Genomic DNA, 22,258 nt, shown 5'->3' on the forward strand with positions numbered 1-22,258 from the left:
ACATTCACCGTCATGCGCGACCTGCCGCGCGTGCGGGAGATCATTTCGGTACTGATGCACCACGGACTGGGCAACCTCGTGCAACGTCTGGGCCTGGCCAAGGGTCTGGAGCGCGCCGGTGATTTGTTGCGCTTGCCCGGCGACCACGGCATTGAAGAGCTTGATCCGCCGGTGCGGGTGCGGCGCGCCCTGGAAGAATTGGGACCCACGTTTATCAAGCTGGGTCAGGTGCTGGCAACGCGGGTGGACGTGTTCACGCCAGACTGGATCGCTGAATTTGAAAAGCTGCAATCTCATGTGCCCCCCGTTCCCTTTGAGGAACTCCTGCCGGAACTGACGCTGATTCTGGGGCGTGATCCGCATGAGATTTTTCTGGAACTGGACCCGCTGCCTGTCGGTTCTGCCTCGATTGCCCAGGTGCATCGCGCCCGTCTGGTGACCGGTGAGGACGTGGTACTCAAGATCCGGCGTCCTGGTATTGTCTCCAAGATAGACTCGGATTTGCGCATCCTGCGGCAGATCGCGTCTTTGATGGAGTTTGAATTTCCGGAATCCCGCCGCTATCAGCCGGTCAAGATCGTCGATGAGTTTGCCAAATCCCTGCGGCGCGAACTCAGTCTGGCCGCAGAGGCGCGCAATCTGGAGCGTTTTGCCCAGAACTTTGCCGATCATGAAGAAATTGAAATCCCGCGCATTCATTGGGAATACACCAACGAATTCCTGAACGTACAAACCTGGATTGGCGGTCTGGCTGGCAACGACCTGGTTGCACTGGAAGAGGGTGGGTATGACCGCAAACTGCTGGCCGCGCGAGGTGCCGACGCCGTTTTGAAAATGGTGCTGATTGACGGCTATTTTCATGCCGATCCGCACCCGGGCAACGTCAAATACCTACCCGGTAACCGTATTGCATTTCTGGATTTCGGCATGGTTGGCCGCTTGCCGCACCAGCGGCGGGACCAGATTGTCGATTTGCTGGCCGCACTCGCGCGCCGGGACGAACACGGCATCATGGATGTCTTGATGGAGTGGACGGGTGACACGGTGGTTGACGAAGAACTGCTGGCGGCTGATATCGCCGGTTTTATCTTCAATTACGAGAACCTGCCGCTCAAGGATATCCAGATTGGCACCTTGTTAAGTGAGGTTGCGGTGATCATGCGCGAGCATGAAATCACTTTGCCGGCCGATCTTACCTTGCTGTTCAAAGCGTTGATTACACTGGAAGGATTGGGGCGTCAGCTTAATCCGGATTTCCAGATGATCGAGCAACTTACGCCGTTTGTGCGCAAGGTGCTGGTCGATCGCTACAAACCCCAGGCGCTGTACAAACGCTCCAAAGAGGGGCTGGCCGATGCGTTTGACGTCATCACCGGGCTGCCGCGTGATGTGGCCAAACTGGTGCGTCAGGCGCGGCGTGGTAACTTCCGGGTTGATCTGGATCTAAAGCGGCTGGATCGGTTTGGTACGCAACTGGCCAAAAGCGCCAACCGCCTGACCATGGGCATTGTGACAGGCTGTTTGATCATTGGTTCTTCCATTGTGATCACCGTCAAAGCGGGCCCCATGCTGTTTGGTCTACCCGCGTTTGGCTTTCTGGGTTTTGCGATCGCGTTTTTCAATACGCTCTGGCTGATTTTCTCGATCTGGGTATCGGGCAAGGAAGAGCAGTAGCCGTTTGGTGGCGACAATAAAAAACGGCCGCATGGGCCGTTTTTTATTGGGGACATCTTGCCTTAGTGCAAATGCCGTGGTGTTTCGCTCTGTGTTTCGTCTTCTTCCGGCGGCTCTGCGTGCAAGACCTCACCCTCTGGGTTCGGGTAGAGCGGTGAGCCGCAATCATCGCAGTAGTCGAGCGGAAAATCATGCTCATGCACGTGGATATCGACGATCCCCACGTCCTTGAGTTCGGCCTCGATTTCGGCAACGCAGTCGGTGTGTTCGTCTTCACCGTCCAGCAAGGGCCAGACCACCCCCTGAATCACCTTGTTGTCGCCACGCCGCAGGAAACCCACGCGATATTCTTCCAGCTGTTTGCCGGCAAACGGCCCAATTACGGCCTGCAGGTCACGTGCGGTGACGTTGAGTGTGAGCATCAGGAACGACACCGTGGCGCGCAGTGCATAAGCGCGCGAGGCACGGTCCGCTTCGCGCCAGGTGCCGTGATACGCGCCCGGCAGCAGTGTTTCCGACGCTGCACCGGGCAGCAGCGGCTGCAGTACGCTGCCGCCCTGGCGTCGCCACTGGGTTTCCGCCTCTTCCTGATCGCCGTCATCTTCCTGCCAGCGAAAAATCGCTTCACCGGCCGGCACCAGTACCGCGCCGATGATGTAGCGGGTATCCGAGAGAAAAGCCCGGGTTTCCGGCAGCGTGCGCGGGTCCAGCTTGAGGGTGCCACTCCCTTGCGCGGCCTGGGCCAGCGCTTGCAGCAACTCCAGTGTTGGCACAAATCCGCGGGGCAATTGATCCGGACTAAACAAGAAGTCGGCAATGGCGATGAGCGCATGCCGGGCAAACACGTGCGCACGCAGTTGTGTCTGGGTATTGCGCACGGTATCGGCACTGACCTGACCGGATGCAATCTGCCAGCGCGACCAGGTGAGCAGCGGTGCGGTAAAGAGCAGGGCGTCCCACGGCTTGCCATCTATCGTCAGCGAGAGGGATTCGCACGTACTCTCAATAGCGTCGGCCAGCAGCGTATACGCTTCGGCGTCGCCCTCCACCAGTTGGTCGAGCGCACTGGTGAGCGTGTCCTCGTCGCGGTCTTGCAGCAATTTGTCGACAAGAGCGAGCAAGCGGCGGCGCCAGAAGTTGTCTTCCAGCTGGCTGGTCGATGCGGCCATGCCCTCTGCCAGACGAACCAGTTCAACTTCGTCTGCCGGACTGCGGCCACGACGGGTAGTGCGATTGCGCTTGAGCATGCGGATAGGGGCCCGGGTAGGTAATGCGCGATTTTAGCGCGTCAGCTTGCGCTGTGCGTAGATTGTGGCGTTACGGCCAGCACGCGCAGCTGCAACGTTCGGCCTGCCGGGCCGGGCCAGTCTATGGTTTGCCCGACGGACAAGCCCAGCAAGGCACTGCCGACAGGGGCGAGGATGGATATGCGGCCTGCGGCAATGTCTGCGTCTTGCGGGAAAACCAGGGTAAACGTATGTGTTGCGCCCGTGACATCGTCAATAAAACGGGCGGTGCTGTTCATGCCGATGACGTCGGCCGGCATGTCCTCAGGCTCGACCACCTGGGCGCGGGCGATTTCGTTTTCCAGCGCAGACAAATCAGCGTCGCTGCGCGCGATCAGGGTTTCCAGGCGCTCCACATCCGGGCGGGCGATGGTCAGGGTGGGTTGACGGGTCATTTCGACTCTCCTTGTCTGAAAGTAACAAAGCCAGGCTTGCGCCTGGCTTTGGGGGCCGCAATCGGGTCACGGCATGAACTGGAGTATAGGATGAAATGACGCCGGGTTTGCCAGGATGTAAATAGTTGGCTTCAGTGACTGTCTGCCAGTGCCATCAGCGCGGCATCCTCACCATATTGCGGGGCGGCGGACACTGCGCGAAACCCCCACTTGCGCCAGAACGGCGCAGCACCAGCCACGGCGACAAGGCGTGTTTGCTTAAAACCGCGCTGCCGCCCCCAGGTCAGCGCCGCCTGGATCAGCAACGGCGCTATGCCACGTCCGCGTGCCTGTGGATCAACGGCAAGATCGTGCAGAAAGTGCGTGTCCGGACGCGGGGGAAGTTGGTGCAAGGACTGGCCCAGCGGCGGCGGCGAATCGCCCCGCCACGGATGGGTGAAGAAGTATCCCAGCACTTTGCCGCCACTTTCCGCCAGCCAGCTCGATTCCGGAGACAGCGCCAGTCTTGCGGCAAAAGTGGCAAGCGGCTCATGAAAATGCGGCTGGTAGCACAGGCGCTGAATGCGATCAATGGCGGGCAGATCGGCTGGTACAACGGGGCGAACAGTGAGCAAGTGCAGCGAGTTCATCACAAAGGGTTTGACGGCGGGGTTGGGCAGTCTGCCTGCTTCGCGCTGTCAGGGCAAGCCGGTAAACTGACGGGATTAATCCGGGTGCTGCTTTGAAAATGAATGTCTGTTTGTCTTGTGGCGCATGTTGCGCGGCGTTTCGCGTGACGTTTGATGCGTCCGAACTGGAAAGCGAGGGCGGTCTGGTGCCTGACGGCGTAGCCGATCGCGAAACCAGTACGCTTTACCGCATGCGTGGCACGGACTACACCAGGCCACGCTGCGTTGCGCTTGTTGGCGAGATCGGCAAAGCGGTGCATTGTGGTTTGTATCGAGAGCGCCCCAATCCATGCCGGGAGTTTGCGCCGCTGGCTGAGGTGGGTCAGTTCAGTGACGGCTGCAATCGGGCGCGGGCGCGTCATGGTTTGCCGCCACTCGACTTCTAGCGGCAGCCCATAAAAAACGCCTCCCGCAGGAGGCGTTTTTTATGTCAGACCAGCTTATTCGCCAGAGCGATCGGTACGACGGGGTGCATCACCACGCGGGCGGCGGGCTTCGCCACCGAAGCGATCATCGCGACGCGGCTGATTAAAGCCACCTTCACGACGGGCGCCACCACCATTGCCGCCAAACTCACGCTTTTCGCCAAAGCCGCCTTCACGCTTGCCGGCATAACCGCCACGGTTTTCACGCGGGGCGCCGCCATCACGGTTAAAGCCACCTTCGCGCTGACCGTATTCACGGTTGCCGGTTTCGCGGTTGGCAAATTCACGCGGAGCACCATCGCGGTTAAAGCGATTTTCGCGCGGAGCGCCATCACGATTGAAACCGCCTTCACGCGGCTGGCTGTCGCGGTTGTTGCGATAGCCGCCTTCCGGACGCGGGCGATTTTCAAAGCTGCGTTCCTGACCGTTGCCACCCAGATTGCCGTTACGGCGATCGTTGAAGTAGCTGTTGTCACGCGGTGCGTGTTCGCGATTTTCATTGTTGAAGCGCGGTGCGCTGTCGCGGTTGCCGTAACCCTGACGATCACCACCTTGACGCGGACGATCACCAAAAGAGCGGCCACCGCCACCATTCGGACGACGATCATCAGTGCGGCGGGCGCCCGGCTGGAAGCGTGCTTCCAGCCCTTCCAGGGTCATGGTTTCAAAGTTGACTTGATAACGCTTCTTGATGCGGGTCAGCAGCACGAAATCGTTACGGGTCACCAGCGAAACAGCCCGGCCGGAGCGGCCAGCACGGCCGGTACGGCCAATGCGGTGGATATAATCTTCAGAGAAGCGCGGCAGATCAAAGTTGATCACCTGGCCAATACCGGCCACGTCGATACCACGGGCAGCCACGTCGGTGGCAACCAGCATATCGATTTCACCACGGCGCAGTTTGTCCAGCACCTTGCGGCGGCTGCGTTGCGGCAAGTCACCGTGCATGGCGTCCGCCTTCAGGCCGGCGACACGCAGCCAGTCAGCGATGCCATCAGCATCTGCCTTGGTGGCAGTAAAGATGATCGACTGGGTGCCGGCAGCGGCTTCAGCCAGTGCAGCGGTCAGCTTGAGCTTGTGCTCGTAGCCGTCGGCGTAGTGTACGGATTGCTCGACGTTGGCGGTAGGCAGACCTTGCGGTGCCAGTTCCACCTTGCGCGGATCGCGCAGCATCGGGCGGGCAAATTCCTGCACGGTTTCAGACAGCGTGGCAGAGAACAGGGCGGTCTGACGTTCTTCCGGCAGTTCGGCCACGATGGCCTCGATGTCTTCAATGAAGCCCATGTCCAGCATGCGGTCGGCTTCGTCCAGCACCAGCAGTTCCAGGCGACGGAAGTCGATACGACCACTGCGCATCAGGTCCATCAGGCGACCTGGGGTAGCCACGACGATTTCAACGGGCTGGGCCAGTTGCTTGTGTTGTACCGGGTAAGGCACACCACCGACAAGGCTGACGACCTTGCAGCGCGGGATACGACGGCTGAAATTCATTGCCACTTTGGAAACCTGTTCGGCCAGTTCACGTGTCGGGGTCAATACCAGAACACGCGGGCCCTTGCCGTGATGCTTGGGCGGACGGGCCAGACGGTTGAGTGCAGGCAACAAGAAAGCGGCGGTCTTGCCGGTGCCGGTCTGGGCGGAGGCCATCAGATCGTGACCTTCCAGCAAAACGGGAATGGCGGCGGCTTGAACGGGAGTCGGGCTGTGCAGACCTTGTGCAGTCAATTCCTGCACAATTTCAATAGCGAGGCCGAGCGACGAGAAAGAGGTGTCCTGATCCTGAGCCGGATCATGGGCTACGTGCGACATGATTGTTTCCTGGTTACGGTTGGCCGGCTGCAAAAGGGCCGGCGAGCATCGACCTAACCAAAAAGACAACCGCAATCAAAAATCGAACGCAGGGCGGCAACAGGTCAGGGGGCGATGAAAATTTCTAGCGGGACTACGTAGTCCCGAGGCGAAGGGCGAAACTATATAGGGGTTTTTCAGTTCCTGCAACAAAATATACAGGATTTTCTTATTTTGTCGGTAACAAAACTACATTTTTGCACGTGTATCGCCCGCAAAGGGCCGCCAGGTATCAACGCGGTGTCACCCTGGGCTTGATGCCAGACGGCAATTCATCCCTGGCGCCCGGCGCGACACCTGCCGCAACGGCCGGCAGTGCCAGCAGATATTCGCGCAGCACTCGCTGTTCAATACGTGCCCGCTGACCCAGTGGCACCGGCAATTGCAGGTGCAGATTGAACGCTTCCCGATCATCCAGCGAAATCCGCACGCGCGGCTCGGTTGGCGGTGTATCGACCGCGTAATTGCGTTCCAGTTCGCGAACATGCATGAGTAGATCATCCATGTATTCCGCAATGACCGCAGCACCAGCCTCCAGCAAGGCAGATTCCGCCGTTTGCCAGTCCTCGCCCCGATTCAGCGCAATATGAATGGTTTGCAGTACATAGGCACCCAGCATGGTCTCGTTGTAGACCGGCGTGGAGAGGAACATGGAGTTGGGAATCACCACCCCGCGCCCGACGGTACCTTTGTTGGGGAGCGCGGCAGAAGACTCGACCAGCGTGGTGTTCAGGAGGTTCATGTCAATGACCCGGCCGCGAATATGCCCGACTTCAATCCGGTCGCCCACCTCGAACGCGCGGCTGGTTGTCCGGTAAATGGAGCCGAGCACGCACATGATGATTTCTTTGGTGCCAATCACAATCGCCGCTGCGATGGCCACCAGCGAAACGGCAAACGCCTCGATCTCATGCCCCCAGATCACAACCGCGCCCAGTACAAACAGGATCAGCGACACATTGCGTGAGTACACCATCAACCGGCGCTTGTCCTCGGGCTGCAACTTGGAGCGACTCAAAATGGCGCGTCGCACCATGGCGTGCCCAAACAGCAAGATGACAATCAGGCCGAGCGAGATAAACAAATCCCGCAGGAAGGCGACATCCGTAATGGTAGAGAGCAGGTCTTTGATCATGGGTGGGCAGATAGGGGCAACAGAAGGATTGTAGCAGGGCGCCTTGGCGCGCCGGGGCGTTTGCAACCATAAGTCCATACCGGCGGCAATGGTCAAGCCAAATGCTGCCAGACTTGCGGCTTGACGAATATCAGACCAAATTGATGCAATCCGGGTTTTGCAGCGCAGAGGAGCAGTACATGAACTGGGTCTGGCTGGCTATTGCCATTGTCGCCGAAGTGATTGCCACCTCCGCACTCAAAGCCGCTGACGGATTTTCAAAACTGACGCCATCCATCATTGTCGTATTGGGCTACGGCATTGCGTTTTACTGCCTGGCACTGACTTTGCGCAGCATTCCCGTCGGCATCGTTTACGCCATCTGGTCCGGCATTGGCATTGTGCTGATCTCACTGGTTGGGTATTTCGTGTATCGGCAACAACTGGATATGCCTGCAATAATCGGGCTGGGCCTGATTGTGGCTGGTGTCGTTGTGATCAACGTGTTCTCCCATTCCAGCGTTCATTGAGTACCCACCCGAATGCATCTCAGGCCGTAGTTGCCCGGCATGTACAGTCCGGCATCTGCTGCATCCGCTTGTTACAAACCGCCGGCAGAACCTCTGCCAGACTGTTTACAGAACCAAAAATCCGGACATCACCGGAGGAGGCCCCATCATGAATTCCTGCCTGCTGCGCTGGCTCTTGACCGCGCTGCTGACATGCTTGCCATTGAGTGCCATGGCCGCATCCGGTCAGGTTGCAGCCATGGGCGGCCTTGTCACCGCCACGCATTCCGACGGCAAGATTGACGCACTCCACAAGGGCGATGACGTCAACAAAGGCGATGTCATTGCGACGGACGCCAATAGCTGGGTGGTCCTGAAAATGGAAGACGGCGCCAGCCTGACGCTGCGACCCAAGGCCAAACTGCGTATCATCGATTACGTGTATGACCCGGATAACCCGCAAAACGGCCGCAGCTGGCTCTCTTTGCTGCAAGGCGCCTTGCGTTCGGTAACGGGTGCCATTGGCAAACTCAATCACGATAGCTACCAGCTCACCACACCCACGGCCACCATCGGCATCCGTGGTACAGACTATGACGTGGATGTGGTGCCGGCCGACAATGCCGATGGGCTGACGCCAGGTACCTACCACACGGTTCACACAGGTGGCACTACGTTTCGCGGCAAGGATGGCAACGCGGTGAATGTTTCACCCAAACAGGACATGTTTACCGGCGACAGCGCACCGCGTCCCCGCCGCATGAAAGCCAAACAGGACAGCGTCTGGGCCAGCATTGCCAATTTTGATTTCAAGGAAAAGATCAACGGCGTCCTCGACAGCATCCACAAACGGGTGCGCGGCGGCTACACGCTCAATACCAAGTCGCTGGGTCGGGGCCGTGAACAGGTGGAACGCTACCTGGATCAACATCCGGAAGAAACCGCGCGCCGGGTCATGCATGAGGCGCAGGGCAAGCAGGGCGCACCGGAAGCTGCCATGCATACGCATCCGCAATACAATAAATGGCAGCCCGGCAAACCGCTGCCACCCGTTCGACAATACCCGCGCCGCGCCCATGAAGGCGGCGGACACAAAAAGAATCAGGAATAAGCCAACATCAAACGGGCCTGCGGGCCCGTTTGATGTTGCAGACCCGCCAAAAGGACAAGAGAGACCATGAAGCAAATCGATCGAGACCAGCTTGCACTGCTGGCTGCCAGCGCCGCCGCATCGCCACGCCTGCGCGCCAATCACAATATGCACCCGGAACTGGCCGACCCGATCCAGCGCCTTGCCATTGCCATGGAGCCGGGCACTTACGTGCGCCCGCACCGCCACCCGCACACCTGGGAGTTATTGTTTCCGCTGCAAGGGCGTTTTCTGGTGCTGCATTTTGATGAGGCTGGCGTTGTGGTGGATCGCGCCATTCTGGGCGAAGACACTGCCATTCTGGAAACACCGGCGGGCACCTGGCACGCGGTCTTGTCGCTGGATGAGGGTGGGGTGATTTTTGAGGTGAAGCACGGTCCATACATGCCGATAGCGGCAGATGACTACACCACCTGGTCGCCGGCAGAAGGCACGCCAGGCGTCGCTGAATTGATCGCCTGGTACGCCACGGCAGAGATTGGCGATCGCCACCCCGGCTAGCCTTTGGCCGAAAAGCTGCTGACGCTGGGCGAGGGTGCTGCCGCACCATAAACACTGGCCGGCGTTGCCGCAACCACGCCGGGGTCGGCCTCGGCATCGGCTGGGGCAATGCGTTTTTCGATGCTCAGGCGGCGTAGCCATGCCGCGGTGGAGACCTCGGCCACCGCAGGCAGGGTGGCGACCACAGGGGCCGCTGGCGTCGCGGTGGGTGCCATTTCTTCGGCGTCGTCCGCCTCTGGCCGGCTGGGTGTATGCCCGCGTGCAGCCAGATTGAAACGCGATTGTGGTGTATTACCTTTGGCACGAACCACAGCAATTCCCATGAGCCTTGCCACGGGACCGCTGCCACGTAGTTCTGTCGTCATGGAAGCACTCCTGTTGGTGTGCCTCCATCATCCGGATTGCACTCCTGAGGCGCTGTGAAATGTTGCGGCTAATCAAACGTAAATATTGAAGATCAGAGGGTAAATGCCTGAGGGTATTCAGGTTTTTTGTCCGGTTGGTCATCCGTTCATAAGGCGGCCATACGCCGCTGTATTTCTTCATCCGAAACGTCTTCTACGTGCGTGGAGATGTGCCAGTCATAGCCATCCGGATCAACCACCGAGCCGGATCGGTCACCATAGAACTGGGTTTGCACGGCTCGCGTTATCCGGGCGCCCAGCGCTACTGCCTGCGCCACGGTGGCATCCACATCAGGCACATACAACACGATGCTGATCGGGCAGCCGCCCACGCTGGCCGGGCTGCGCGCGCCCATGTCCGGGTTTTCATCCGCCAGCATGATGATGGCGCCATTGATAACCAGTTCCGCGTGCCGGATTTTGCCGCTGTCGTCGGCCATGCGGGTGCGTTCGGTGGCACCAAACGCCTGTTGGTAGAAGTCGATTGCGTTGGCCGCGTTATGGCTGATGAGGTAGGGGGTAATGGCTTGCATGCCATCCGGAACGGGTTTGACTGTGCTCATGCTTGAACTCCAGAAAGAGAAAAAGAACCGGGCCATCTGCACCAGAACGCATCCGGCCTTTTAGGGTTTGCACCAAAATCAGGCTAGCTGACACCAGCCCGGGCCGTGCGGATTTTCTGTGGACATCTAACGGTGGAAATAAAAATATTTATAAAAATCAAATTGATACAAACAAATACTCTCGGGCAATCCGCCATCTGGTCCCACCGGGCACGCCCTTTGCATAGGAGTTGGGCAACGAGGGGTGCGACGTGTTCGCATCGTCTTTCAGGAAAGCTAGGGTTCCGGTCCCCACGGGGATGATTACTGGTCCGAGAGCATTCCGGCCTTTCACCCCAGGGTGAATGCTGATCAGCCAACCCGATGTAACACATGGGCAAACTGGACGGCCATGGGCTCCACGGCGGGACAAAAGCCCGGGAGGTCGCGACAGATACGGTTGTTTGTACACGTTGTCTGCCCGCCTCTCGTGCCCGAATTGTCCAAGAGGAGCCTTGCCATGTTTGCCCGCCAAGCTGTCCGCCGTACCCTCTGTCGTATTGCCGCCATCTCTTTTGTCATGCTGTCCGCCTGGTCACCGCTGGCCCGTGCCGAGGTCAAAGTCGGTGTATCTGACTGGCCAGGCTGGGTTGCCTGGTATGTCGCTGAACAAAACGGCTATTTCAAGAAGTATGGTGCCGACGTCAAGCTCGTCTGGTTTGCCAACTACACCGATTCCATCTCCGCACTATCCAGTGGCCAACTGGATGCCAACTCGCAAACCTGGTCCGACACCATGGCGCCGCTCGCCAAGGGCGTGCCGGTCAAGGCCGTGCTGGTCAATGACAACTCGTTTGGTAACGATGCCTTGATGGTCGGCCCCAAGATCAAGACCTTTGCCGATCTGAAGGGCAAGACCATCGCGCTGGAGCAGTACAGCATTTCGCACTTTGTGCTGGTGACTGCGCTGGAAAAACACGGCATGTCGCTCAAGGACGTCAAGCTGACCAACCTGGCGGCTGGCGACGCTGCCGCTGCATTCATGGCGGGGCGCGTCGATGCCGCCGTGGTGTGGAACCCCTGGGTGAACACCATCCAGACCTCGGGCAAGGGGCATGCGCTGTTTACCTCCAAAGACATGCCGGGGTTGATTCCCGACCTGTTGGTGGCGCAAGACAAGGCGATCCAGACCAAGCGCAAAGACCTCGTTGGCATGATCAAGGCGTGGTACGAGGCACAGTCCTGGATTGCCGCCCACCCGGATGACGCTTCAAAAATCATGGCCAAAGTCGTCAGCATGAAGCCGGATGAATACAAGGCGTTCTTGCCGGGTACGCGCTTCTTTACCGCCAAAGACAATGCGGACGCGTTCAATCCGGCCAGTCCGACCTCGCTGGCCGCCGTGGCCCCCACCATCAATAAATTCTTGCTGGAGAACAAGCTGGTCGATGGCAAGCCGGACTTTGCCAAAGGTCTGGATGGCTCTTTGATCAAGGAAGCTGCGAAGTAATGCGCGGGGCGGGCGCAGCCGCGCCCGCCCGGTTTGACAAGCAAAAAGGAAACGCCCATGTCCGCCCCTGAGAGTATTCCCACTGGCGTCGCCAGCCCGCCTCACCGGCGGCCCCGCAGCACTTTCTGGGCAATCCGCGGCCATCTGGAGCGCCATCAGTACGCATTGATTGCGCTGTCCGGACTGGCTTTGCCACTGCTGATCTGGTGGGCGCTGGCGGCCACACAATGGGTCTCGCCGGTATTTCTGCCAGGCCCGGCACAAGTCGCCGTCCGCCTGGGTCAATGGTGGGCAGAAGACAATCTGGCCGCCGATATGGCAATCAGCGCATGGCGGGTTTGCGCCGGCTGGGCCTTGTCTCTGGTGGTTGCGTTGCCGCTGGGGTTGTTGATAGGCACGTTTCGCCCGGTGCAGGCTTTGCTTGAGCCGCTGACCGACTTTATCCGCTACATGCCGGCGGTGGCGTTTGTGCCACTGGTGATGCTGTGGGTGGGGATCGATGAGGGCGCCAAGGTGGCGGTGATCTTCATCGGCACGTTTTTCCAGATGGTGCTGATGGTGGCCGAAGACGTCCGTCGCGTGCCGGATACACAGATCGAAGCCGCCCAGACCATGGGCGCCACGCGTGGCGAGATCATTCGCCTGGTCATTATTCCGTCGGCCAAGCCGGCGCTGCTGGACACCTTGCGCATCACCATGGGTTGGGCCTGGACGTATCTGGTGGTGGCAGAACTGGTGGCAGCCAATTCCGGCGTCGGCTTTGCCATTCTCAAGGCGCAGCGCTTTTTGCAAACCGACAAGATTTTTGGCGGCATTTTGCTGATTGGCGCCATGGGGCTGGTTATCGACCAGATTTTCCGCCTGGTGCACAAACTGGCGTTTCCGTGGCTGTCCAGGAGCTAAGCGCATATGACCGAAAAAATTGAAATCCGCAGCGTCAACAAAGTGTTCGGACGTGGCGCGCACGCCGTCCAGGCCTTGCAAGACGCCAATCTCAATATTGGCGACAACGAATTCATTACCTTTGTGGGGGCCTCCGGCTGCGGTAAATCCACGCTTTTGCGCATGATTGGCGGGCTGGAAACACCCACCAGCGGGCAAATTGTGGTCAACGGCCGCCCGGTGGATGGACCCGGTGCAGACCGGGCCATGGTCTTCCAGCATTACAGCCTGTATCCCTGGCTCAATGTGATGGACAACATCAAGTTCAGCCGGCGCCTTGCCGTGAACCAGCAAAACCGCAGCAGTGCGGATGTCGAACACGCCAGTGGTCGCGCCGATGCATTACTGAGCCTGATGGGCCTGACTGCGGCCGCCCGCAAATATCCGGCCCAGCTCTCCGGCGGCATGCAGCAACGCGTCGCCATTGCGCGGGCGCTGATGAGCAAGCCGCGCATCTTGCTGATGGATGAACCCTTTGGCGCGCTGGATGCGCAAACCCGCGAAGTGATGCACGACCTGATTTGCCACGTGCGCCGGCTGGAAAAAGTGACCATCGTCTTTGTGACGCACGACGTGGAAGAGGCCATTTACCTGGGGGACCGCGTGGTGCTGATGGCACCGCGTCCGGGTCGCATTGACACGCTGTATCACGTGCCATTGCCGTTTGCACGCAACCAGGACATGAAGCTGGCGCCGGAATTTGTCCGCCTCAAACGGCAGATTCTGGATCGTATCCGCGACACCGCAGGCGTCAAAACCGATCTGGAACAATTGCAGAAACTCTCAGGCATCAGCGCTTGAGACAAGGAGAGAACATGAACGATTTTTCGCTCATTCCCGCCAACCCACCCGCGTCCACCCCGGTGGATACCCCGGCCTTCTGGCGCAATTTTGCCGCCGATTTACCGACAGACACGGTGCTGTGGTCCGACATCATGCCCGGTGGCGCCCATTGGTCTGGCGTGATGCCGCGCGGTAGTACGCTGCGGTTTGTGGCGCTGGAAGCCGAGGCCAATCTCTCGCTGGTGCTGTACAGCGCCCGGGAAAAACTTGAACGCTACAGCATGCCGGATTCGCTCAAGGCCCAGCACACCGCACACTACACGCGCGGCCATGTCTTGATGAGCGACATGGGACGCTCACTGGCCTCCATCACCGCCGACACCCTGGGCTGGCACGATCCGCTGGGCGCGCTGCTAGATAGCGACAACTGCCAGCGCAAGTATGGCGAACGCAATTTTGAAGCCGCGCGCAACGCCATGTACCGCAATGGCAAGGACGGTTTACTGATTGAAATCGGCAAATACGGCCTGAGCCGCCGCGACCTGATTGCCCCGGTCAATTTGTTCAGCAAAGTGGTCGTTGATCCGCAAGGGCGCTTTGTGTTTGTGCCGCATCACAGCAAAGCGGGCGATTACGTCGAGTTGCGCTTCGATATGGATACGCTGATTGCGTACTCCAGCGCGCCACACCCGCTAGACCCGCGCCCGCATTACGCGCCGGCCAAAACGGGTTTGGTGGCCTGGCGTTCGGGCACGGCAAAGCCGGATGACTATTGCCGCCAGTTCCGCCCGGAAAATGCCCGCGCTCTGCATAACGCTGATATGCAATATCTGGTTTGAGACCAAGGAGTCGTCATGACCGTGATCGATCACAAAGTCACCGCCACCGCAGCGGCCATTCGCCTCAAGGACAGCGCACTAGACCCCGCCCAGGCCACGCTGGATCACTGTCAGCCCGCCGGTGCGCCATGGCTGCATTTGCTCAAGCAGGGCCAGACCCTGCGCATTGTGGATCTGGAAGGCAATCAGGCCGCAGACGTGCTGTTCTATAACCAGCACGATCTGGCCGAACACTACAGCGCCACGGAAACCATGCTGCGACAGGGCGGCATCTACCTGACCACTGGCACGACACTGTATTCCAGTGATGGCAACGGCATGCTCACGCTGGTGGCCGATACCTGCGGTCGCCACGACACCCTGGGCGGGGCCTGCGCCGCAGAAAGCAACACGGTGCGGTACGCGCTGCAAAAGAAATACATGCACTCTTGCCGGGATAACTACCTGCTGGCCATCCAGCACGCAGACATTGGCCTGACCAAGCGCGACCTGGTGCCCAATATCAATTTCTTCATGAATGTGCCGGTGACCGAAGAAGGCGGGCTGAAGTTTGACGATGGCGTATCGGCCCCCGGTAAATACGTGGAATTGCGCGCCGAGATGGATGTCTGGGTGCTGATTTCCAACTGCCCGCAACTGAACAATCCCTGCAATGCGTGGAACCCCACACCGATCCGCCTGCTGATCTGGGATTGATCCGCCAGTACACACGCCACGCCCTTTGCACACCGGGACGACCCGGCGCTGCCCGGAAGACGCGGGACGACCCGCACGCCGTCAAGGCCGCCACCATGTTCACCAAAGTCCTGATTGCCAATCGCGGCGAAATTGCCTGCCGCATCATTCGCACACTCAAAAAACTGGGTATCGCCTCCGTGGCGGTCTATTCGGAAGCAGATCGCCACGCACAACACGTGCTGCTGGCGGATGAAGCCGTTTGCGTCGGCCCGGCTCCCGCCGCTCAAAGCTACCTGCTGAGCCACGCCATTCTGGCCGCAGCCAGGACCACCGGCGCCCAGGCCATCCACCCCGGCTATGGTTTTTTGTCTGAAAACGCGGCATTTGCCGAGGCCTGCGCGGCCAACGGCCTTGTTTTCATTGGCCCCAAACCAGACCATATGCGCGCGTTCGGTCTCAAGCACACCGCGCGGGAACTGGCTCAGCAAAATGGCGTGCCGCTGCTGCCTGGTACGGGCTTGCTGGCCGACGCCAGCGCCGCCCAGATGGCCGCCACACAGATTGGCTACCCGGTCATGCTGAAAAGCACGGCGGGCGGTGGCGGGATCGGCATGCAGTTGTGCCGGGATGCCGCCCAGCTGGCTGACGCCTGGCAAACGGTGGAGCGCCTGTCAAAGAACAACTTCAAAGATGGTGGCATTTACCTGGAGAAATTCGTCGAGCACGCCCGCCATATCGAAGTGCAAATCTTCGGCAATAGCGATGGCAAGGTGATCCACCTGGGTGAACGGGATTGCTCTACCCAGCGCCGCAACCAGAAGGTGATTGAAGAAACCCCGGCGCCACACCTGAGCGAGGCGCAGCGCACACGACTGTGCAACACCGCCGTGCAACTGGTGGCCTCGGTGGGTTATCAATCGGCCGGCACGGTCGAATTTGTGTTCGACACCCAAACCGGCGAATTCTATTTCCTGGAGGTCAACACCCGTCTGCAGGTAGAACACGGCGTGACCGAACTGGTCACCGGCGTTGATCTGGTGGCCTGGATGCTGCAAGCCGCTGCCGGCGAAGGCCCGGATTTTGCCGACTACGTGCATCAGCCGCGCGGCGCGGCCATGCAGGTGCGCGTGTACGCGGAAGACGCCAACAAACAATTTCAACCTTCTGCCGGCTTGCTCACGCAGGTGTGTTTTTCTGCCGACGCCCGCGTGGATAGCTGGGTGGAACAGGGTACGGAAGTGCCGGCGTTTTACGACCCACTCCTTGCCAAAGTGCTTGCCCATGACACGGACCGTGCCGGGGCGCTCGCCCGCATGCAAGTCGCGCTGGCACAAACCCGGCTTGATGGCATTGAAACCAATCTGGACTACCTGCGGCAGATTCTGGCCAGTGCCACCTTTGTCGAAGGCCGGCAAATCACGCGTTCTCTTGCCACGTTCGCCTATGCGCCACGCACCATTGATGTGGTTGAGGCCGGGGTGCAAAGCAGCATTCAGGATTATCCCGGCCGTACCGGCTATTGGCACATTGGTGTGCCGCCGTCCGGCCCCATGGATAGCCATGCCATGCGCCTTGCCAACAAGCTGGTCGGCAATGCGGCTCACGCCGCCGCACTGGAGCTGACCGTGACCGGCCCGACCCTGCGCTTTAACTGTGCCACCACCATTGCGCTGACCGGTGCAGCCATGCGCGCCACGCTTAACGGTCAGACGCTGCCGCTGTGGCAGGCCATCCCGGTCAAGGCCGGCGATCAAGTGCTGATCGGCGCCATTGAGGGGGGCGGTTGCCGCAGTTATCTGGCGATCGCGGGGGGTTTTGATGTGCCGGACTATCTGGGGAGTAAATCCACCTTTACCCTGGGCCAGTTTGGTGGTCATGGCGGGCGCACATTGCGTGCGGGTGACGTTTTGCATCTGGGCGACACCCAAGGCCAGCCCGCCGCACTGCCCGCACAGGCCATTCCGCATTATCCAACCCACTGGGATATCGCCGTCCTCTACGGCCCGCACGGCGCGCCGGACTTCTTTACCGATGCAGACGTGGAGATGTTTTTCGGCACGGATTGGGAGGTCCACTACAACTCCAGCCGCACCGGCGTGCGCCTGGTCGGCCCCAAACCGCAATGGGCCCGCGCGGATGGCGGGGAGGCCGGGCTGCATCCGTCCAATATTCATGACAATGCCTATGCCATTGGTGCCATCGACTTTACGGGCGACATGCCGGTAATTCTTGGTCCGGACGGCCCCAGCCTGGGCGGCTTTGTCTGTCCTGCCGTGATTGTGCAAGCAGAACTCTGGAAGATGGGGCAGTTGCGGCCCGGCAATACCGTGCGCTTCAAGCGGGTGAGCCGGGCAACGGCTGCGGCACTGGAAGCCGCGCAAGAAGCCGCAATCGACCAACTGGCTGCACCGGCCAATGTCACTGATATCGGTGCAGAAGAAAGCCCGGTCGTACTGAGCCTGCCGGCCGAGGCAGATCGGCCCGCGCTGGTCTGCCGCCAGGCCGGCGACAAATACCTGTTGCTGGAATACGGCCCGCTGATGCTGGATCTGAATCTGCGATTCCGGGTGCAGGCACTGTACAACTGGTTTGAAGCGGCGCAACTCAAGGGCGTGATTGATCTGACGCCGGGCATCCGCTCGTTGCAGATTCATTACGACAGCCGCGCCTTGCCGCTGGACCAATTGCTGCTGCAGGTCAAAACGGCAGAGGCGGCACTGCCGGCGATTGACGAAATGACCGTGCCATCCCGTATCGTGCATCTGCCGCTGAGTTGGGATGATCCGGCTACGCGGCTCGCCATCGAAAAATACATGCAATCGGTTCGCCCGGATGCGCCGTGGTGCCCCAGCAATATCGAATTTATCCGTCGCATCAATGGTCTGGCGGACATTGAGGCCGTCAAGCGCATTGTGTTTGAGGCCAGCTACCTGGTGATGGGGCTGGGCGATGTGTACCTGGGCGCGCCCGTCGCCACGCCGCTGGACCCGCGGCACCGGCTGGTGACCACCAAATACAATCCGGCGCGCACCTGGACACCAGAAAATGCGGTCGGCATTGGCGGGGCCTATATGTGCGTTTACGGCATGGAAGGGCCTGGTGGCTACCAGTTTGTCGGGCGCACCATCCAGATGTGGAACCGCCACAAGACCACGCGGGATTTTGTCCCCGGCAAACCTTGGTTGCTGCAGTTTTTTGACCAGATCCGCTTTTACCCGGTCAGTGCCGAGGAACTACTGCAATTGCGTGAGGATTTTCTGCAAGGGCGTTTTGAACTCAAGGTTGAACACACCGAGTTTCGCCTTGGCGATTACAACCGCTTTCTGGCGCACAACGCCGACAGCATCGCCGCGTTCAAGGCCACCCAGCAAGCTGCGTTTGACGCCGAGCGTGCCCATTGGGAGGCCACTGGCGCCAATAATTACAGCCTTGATCAAGTTACTGGCGCAGACGCGGCAGAAGACACCGACTTGCCCGAAGGCGCGCGTGGCGTACCCAGCCAGGTAGCTGGCAACGTCTGGCAAGTGCCGATCAAGGAGGGTGATCTGGTGGCGGCGGGCGATGTCATCATGATTGTTGAATCGATGAAAATGGAGATCAACATCACGGCACCGGCAGCGGGCAGGGTGCTCAAAGTATTGTGCCAGTCCGGCACGGCGGTGGCGGCGGGGCAGAATCTGCTGGTGTTGCAGCCAGAAGAAACCGTCGCCGCGTAACCTCAGGCCGCGTCTGGCTGCTGGTCAGGCGCGGCAGCAATAAAGGCGGGCAGGGTCTGGCAATGGGCATCGATGGCATTGATCCGTGGGTAGGCGGCAAGGTCACAGCCAAAGCGGCGGGCGTTGTAGACCTGCGGAATCAGGCAGCAGTCGGCCAGCGTTGGCGCATTGCCAAAGCAGAAGTCGCCAACAGGCCAGCGGCTCAGTTGTGCTTCCAGGGCGGTGAGCCCGGTATGCACCCAATGCTGATACCACGCCTGTTTGGCGGCATCAGCCACGCCCAGCCCGGCTTGCAGGTATTGCAGTACCCGCAGATTGTTGACAGGGTGAATGTCACAGGCGACCAACAGCGCCAGAGCCCGCACCCGCGCCCGGTCTGCCGCCGCCGTGGGTAGCAAGGGTGGCGTCGGGGCGACTTCTTCCAGATACTCCATGATGGCCAGGGACTGCGTCAGGGTGACATCGCCATGTTGCAATATGGGCACCAGACCCTCTGGGTTGAGACTCTGGTATGCCGTGGCATGCTGCTCGCCGCCATCACGCAGCAGGTGTATCGGCACGGTGCGGTATGGCAAGCCTTTCAGATGGAGCGCAATGCGCACGCGCCAGGTCGCTGAGCTGCGAAAGTATGAATACAACGTCAACCCGGCCGCCATGATCCTTACCCCAGTGCCGGCAAGACTGTGCCGCAGCACGCGCCAAAGCCGATGCTCACCGCGCCCGGCGCATGGCAACGTCCACGCAGAATGACCTCGTCCCCATCTTCCAGAAAGGTGCGCTGTTCGCCATTGGCCAGCGTGACCGGCTGTTTGCCGCCGTGGGTGAGTTCCAGCAAGGAGCCTGCCTCATGCGCTAACGCGCCCGATTGCGTGCCGCTTCCCAGCAAGTCACCCGGTTGCAGATTGCAGCCGTTGACGGTGTGGTGCGCCACCATTTGCGCCATGCTCCAGTAGGCCTGCGCAAAGCTGGATTGCCCCAGCCGTTGTGGCGGCAAGCCGGCTTCATGCATGGCGGCGGTACGGATGGCGACTTCCAGTTCAATGTCCAGCGCGCCAGATTGCCGATGCGCCGGCGTGTCCAGATAGGCCAGTGGCTGCGGATCACCCGCCGGTCGTGTCCACGGCTGCCGGAAGGGGGCAAGCGCTTCCAGCGTCACCACCCAGGGCGAAATGGTTGTGGCGAAATTTTTAGCCAGGAATGGACCCAGTGGTTGATATTCCCACGCCTGGAGATCGCGTGCCGACCAGTCATTCAGGAGGCACAGGCCAAAGACATGTTGGTCTGCGGCATCCAGTGCAATGCGCTCGCCGGCGGTGTTGCCGGCACCGATCAAGATGCCCAGTTCCAGCTCATAGTCCATGCGCCTGGCCGGGCCAAATACCGGCTGCGTCGCACCAGGGGGCAAGGTTTGCCCGCACGGCCGCGCAAAACGCTGGCCCGATACACCGATGGAGGACGCCCGCCCGTGATAGCCAATCGGCAGCCATTTGTAGTTGGGTAACAGCGGGTTATCTGGCCGAAACAGCGCGCCAACGTGGGTTGCGTGGTGGATGGAGGTGTAAAAGTCCGTGTAGTCACCAATACGCGCGGGCAACGCGTATTCCACCGCCCCTTGCGCGATCAGCGTATCGGCCAGCACGGCCTGTGCCGCCGATCCCTGGCGGAGCGCCCGCGACAGTGCCAGCCGTAGCGCGCTGGTCGCAGCGCTGCCCAATGCCATCAGATCATCGAGTGCATTTTGCCGGCATGCATCCAGCAGGGCGGGGTCTTTGATGCCCGGCAAACCGTCCACGCACAGGGCGTGAGTCAGATCGAGCACCTGGTCGCCAATGGCAATGCCGATGCGCCAGGCCTCAGCACTGCCCGCGCGGCGGAACACGGCAAACGGCAGGTTCTGCAGCGGAAAATCGGCATCCGGCAGGTTGGCGGAGGGTACCCAGCTTTGCAGCGAGGGGTTGTGGGTTTCATTCAGCATGGGTCCACCCTGATCTGACCGGTAAAGCGGCTCTCCAGCCCTTGCCAGCAATCGGCATAACCTTGCTGGCGCAGCGGGCTGGCTAGCGCGTCGTGACTCACCAGCATGGGCAGGCGCGTTTCAAACATGAAGGCCATGGTGTCGGTGAGGTAGTCGGCCGTGTGCGTATCGGCTTGCAAAGCGCGCGCCACGGTGGCCGCATCGGGCCCGTGCCCGGTCATGCAAGGGTGCAGGCTGGCACCTCCAGGGACGAAACCGGCGGTCTTGGCGTCATAAGCGCCGTGGATCAAGCCCATGAATTCACTGGCAATATTGCGATGAAACCACGGCGGGCGGAACGTCTCTTGCGCCACCAGTACGCGCGGTGGAAACACCACAAAATCAAGGTCATCGACGCCTGGTGCCTCGGAGGGGGATTGCAGGACCAGAAAAATCGAAGGGTCCGGATGATCAAAGCTGACCGAACCCAAGGTGTTGAACCGGCGCAGATCATATTTGCAGGGTGCGTGATTGCCGTGCCAGGCCACCACATCAAACGGGGAATGCGTGAGCGTGCCTTGCCACAACCGCCCCAGATAACGCGTGATCAATTGCGTGGGCACAGCGCGATCTTCAAACCAGGCCTGCGGATAGTAAAAGTCGCGCGCGGCAGCAAGGCCGTTGGCGCCAATCACCCCCAGGTCTGGCAGGCGAAAGGGCGCACCCAGGTTCTCGCAGACATACCCGCGTGCCGTTCCTTCGGTTAACGCGATGGCAAAGCGGATGCCGCGCGGGATGACCACAATTTCTTGCGGTTCAACGTCCAGCAAACCCAGTTCGGTGGCAACCCGCAGCGCGCCTTGCTGCGGCACGATCAGCATCTCCGCATCGGCATTGCAGAACACGCGTTCATGCATGCTGCGACTGGCTGCGTACATATGAATGCCAAAGCCATGTTGCAGCGCGGCGCTGCCATTGCCCGCAATGGTGAACAAGCCATCGACAAAATCGGTGGGTGTAGCGGGCAGGGCGGGCGGATACCAGCGCAACGGCACCGGCGGCGTCGCGATGTCCAGCGCGGCCCCGAACCGTGGCTGTTCATAAGGCTGGTCGCAAACCTGTCCGGCGACGGGGCGGATGCGGTACAGCCAGCTGCGCCGGTTCTGGTGGCGTGGTGCGCTAAACGCGGTGCCCGATATCTGCTCCGCGTACAGGCCGTATGGCACATGTTGCGGCGAGTTATGCGGTGGCAGCGCGCCGGGCAAAGCCTCGCTCTGCAATTCGCTGCCAAAGCCGGCCTGGTAGTGCAGGGTCATCTCT

Annotated in this window: 21 protein-coding genes and 1 riboswitch; of the genes, 11 read left to right on the plus strand and 10 right to left on the minus strand. The window is 60.2% G+C overall.

Annotation, left to right across the window (positions count from 1 at the left end; genetic code table 11):
* Positions 1–12 precede the first annotated feature (12 nt).
* Positions 13–1,674, plus strand: coding sequence for an ABC1 kinase family protein (locus HNQ50_RS06245; RefSeq protein ID WP_308419140.1), 1,662 nt, complete (start codon positions 13–15; stop codon positions 1,672–1,674).
* A 62-nt stretch (positions 1,675–1,736) separates the two neighbouring features.
* Here the strand turns inward: HNQ50_RS06245 and HNQ50_RS06250 are convergent, their stop codons facing one another.
* From HNQ50_RS06250 to HNQ50_RS06260, 3 genes are all read right to left on the minus strand, one after another.
* Positions 1,737–2,921, minus strand: coding sequence for a DUF2863 family protein (locus HNQ50_RS06250; protein WP_184098687.1), 1,185 nt, complete (start codon positions 2,919–2,921; stop codon positions 1,737–1,739).
* A gap of 41 nt (positions 2,922–2,962) precedes the next feature.
* On the minus strand, positions 2,963–3,355 hold the full coding sequence (gene rnk / locus HNQ50_RS06255; protein WP_184098689.1) for a nucleoside diphosphate kinase regulator: 393 nt from the start codon (positions 3,353–3,355) through the stop codon (positions 2,963–2,965).
* 131 nt (positions 3,356–3,486) lie between these two features.
* Entirely contained in the window at positions 3,487–3,969 is a 483-nt protein-coding gene (locus tag HNQ50_RS06260) for a GNAT family N-acetyltransferase (protein WP_184098691.1), read from the minus strand.
* A 113-nt stretch (positions 3,970–4,082) separates the two neighbouring features.
* Between HNQ50_RS06260 and HNQ50_RS06265 the strand changes: the two genes are divergently transcribed.
* Positions 4,083–4,409: a YkgJ family cysteine cluster protein gene (locus HNQ50_RS06265; protein WP_184098693.1), complete on the plus strand. Its 327-nt coding sequence runs from the start codon at positions 4,083–4,085 to the stop codon at positions 4,407–4,409.
* A 54-nt stretch (positions 4,410–4,463) separates the two neighbouring features.
* Here HNQ50_RS06265 and HNQ50_RS06270 read toward each other — a convergent pair whose 3' ends face one another.
* Together HNQ50_RS06270 and HNQ50_RS06275 are read right to left on the minus strand one after the other, a co-directional pair.
* Positions 4,464–6,257: a DEAD/DEAH box helicase gene (locus tag HNQ50_RS06270; RefSeq protein ID WP_184098695.1), complete on the minus strand. Its 1,794-nt coding sequence runs from the start codon at positions 6,255–6,257 to the stop codon at positions 4,464–4,466.
* A 271-nt stretch (positions 6,258–6,528) separates the two neighbouring features.
* Positions 6,529–7,431, minus strand: a complete 903-nt coding sequence (locus tag HNQ50_RS06275; RefSeq protein WP_184098697.1) for a mechanosensitive ion channel family protein — start codon at positions 7,429–7,431, stop codon at positions 6,529–6,531.
* Positions 7,432–7,610: 179 nt separating this feature from the next.
* Here HNQ50_RS06275 and HNQ50_RS06280 point away from each other — a divergent pair, with 179 nt between their 5' ends.
* From HNQ50_RS06280 to HNQ50_RS06290, 3 genes are all read left to right on the plus strand, one after another.
* The gene (locus HNQ50_RS06280; protein ID WP_184098699.1) at positions 7,611–7,940 is read left to right on the plus strand and encodes a DMT family transporter; all 330 of its coding nucleotides are present in this window, start codon (positions 7,611–7,613) and stop codon (positions 7,938–7,940) included.
* A 148-nt stretch (positions 7,941–8,088) separates the two neighbouring features.
* Positions 8,089–9,030 (plus strand): FecR family protein, encoded by a 942-nt coding sequence (locus tag HNQ50_RS06285; RefSeq protein ID WP_184098701.1) that lies wholly within the window; start codon positions 8,089–8,091, stop codon positions 9,028–9,030.
* A gap of 66 nt (positions 9,031–9,096) precedes the next feature.
* The gene (locus HNQ50_RS06290) at positions 9,097–9,570 is read left to right on the plus strand and encodes a WbuC family cupin fold metalloprotein (RefSeq protein ID WP_184098703.1); all 474 of its coding nucleotides are present in this window, start codon (positions 9,097–9,099) and stop codon (positions 9,568–9,570) included.
* Here the strand turns inward: HNQ50_RS06290 and HNQ50_RS06295 are convergent.
* Together HNQ50_RS06295 and HNQ50_RS06300 are read right to left on the minus strand one after the other, a co-directional pair.
* A complete protein-coding gene (locus HNQ50_RS06295; protein ID WP_184098705.1) occupies positions 9,567–9,935 on the minus strand; it encodes a hypothetical protein in 369 nt (122 codons plus the stop codon). The genes HNQ50_RS06290 and HNQ50_RS06295 overlap by 4 nt on opposite strands.
* Positions 9,936–10,081: 146 nt before the next feature.
* The gene (locus HNQ50_RS06300) at positions 10,082–10,537 is read right to left on the minus strand and encodes a VOC family protein (protein ID WP_184098707.1); all 456 of its coding nucleotides are present in this window, start codon (positions 10,535–10,537) and stop codon (positions 10,082–10,084) included.
* A 265-nt stretch (positions 10,538–10,802) separates the two neighbouring features.
* Positions 10,803–10,962: riboswitch (guanidine-I (ykkC/yxkD leader) on the plus strand.
* A 74-nt stretch (positions 10,963–11,036) separates the two neighbouring features.
* Here HNQ50_RS06300 and HNQ50_RS06305 point away from each other — a divergent pair.
* The 6 genes from HNQ50_RS06305 (at position 11,037) to uca (ending at position 18,984) form a co-directional block, all read left to right on the plus strand.
* Positions 11,037–12,026, plus strand: coding sequence for an ABC transporter substrate-binding protein (locus HNQ50_RS06305; protein ID WP_184098709.1), 990 nt, complete (start codon positions 11,037–11,039; stop codon positions 12,024–12,026).
* Positions 12,027–12,083: 57 nt separating this feature from the next.
* Positions 12,084–12,929, plus strand: coding sequence for an ABC transporter permease (locus HNQ50_RS06310; RefSeq protein ID WP_184098711.1), 846 nt, complete (start codon positions 12,084–12,086; stop codon positions 12,927–12,929).
* A 6-nt stretch (positions 12,930–12,935) separates the two neighbouring features.
* Positions 12,936–13,769 (plus strand): ABC transporter ATP-binding protein, encoded by an 834-nt coding sequence (locus HNQ50_RS06315; RefSeq protein ID WP_184098713.1) that lies wholly within the window; start codon positions 12,936–12,938, stop codon positions 13,767–13,769.
* A 14-nt stretch (positions 13,770–13,783) separates the two neighbouring features.
* Positions 13,784–14,590, plus strand: coding sequence for an urea amidolyase associated protein UAAP1 (locus HNQ50_RS06320; protein ID WP_184098715.1), 807 nt, complete (start codon positions 13,784–13,786; stop codon positions 14,588–14,590).
* A gap of 15 nt (positions 14,591–14,605) precedes the next feature.
* Positions 14,606–15,286: an urea amidolyase associated protein UAAP2 gene (locus HNQ50_RS06325; protein WP_184098716.1), complete on the plus strand. Its 681-nt coding sequence runs from the start codon at positions 14,606–14,608 to the stop codon at positions 15,284–15,286.
* A 95-nt stretch (positions 15,287–15,381) separates the two neighbouring features.
* Entirely contained in the window at positions 15,382–18,984 is a 3,603-nt protein-coding gene (gene uca / locus HNQ50_RS06330) for an urea carboxylase (protein WP_184098718.1), read from the plus strand.
* 2 nt (positions 18,985–18,986) lie between these two features.
* Here uca and maiA read toward each other — a convergent pair whose 3' ends face one another.
* Genes maiA through hmgA form a run of 3 tightly spaced genes read right to left on the minus strand, consistent with a single transcriptional unit; the run spans position 18,987 to position 22,254 of the window.
* Positions 18,987–19,640, minus strand: coding sequence for a maleylacetoacetate isomerase (gene maiA, locus HNQ50_RS06335; RefSeq protein ID WP_221303024.1), 654 nt, complete (start codon positions 19,638–19,640; stop codon positions 18,987–18,989).
* Positions 19,641–19,645: 5 nt separating this feature from the next.
* Entirely contained in the window at positions 19,646–20,959 is a 1,314-nt protein-coding gene (gene fahA / locus HNQ50_RS06340) for a fumarylacetoacetase (protein WP_184098720.1), read from the minus strand.
* Positions 20,953–22,254 carry a homogentisate 1,2-dioxygenase gene (gene hmgA / locus HNQ50_RS06345; protein WP_184098722.1) on the minus strand — a complete coding sequence of 434 codons (1,302 nt, stop codon included), beginning with the start codon at positions 22,252–22,254 and terminating at the stop codon, positions 20,953–20,955. Before hmgA ends, fahA begins: the two co-directional genes overlap by 7 nt.
* Positions 22,255–22,258: the final 4 nt, after the last annotated feature.

Origin of the sequence: Silvimonas terrae (genome assembly GCF_014202765.1) — a bacterium.
Lineage (GTDB): Bacteria > Pseudomonadota > Gammaproteobacteria > Burkholderiales > Chitinibacteraceae > Silvimonas > Silvimonas terrae.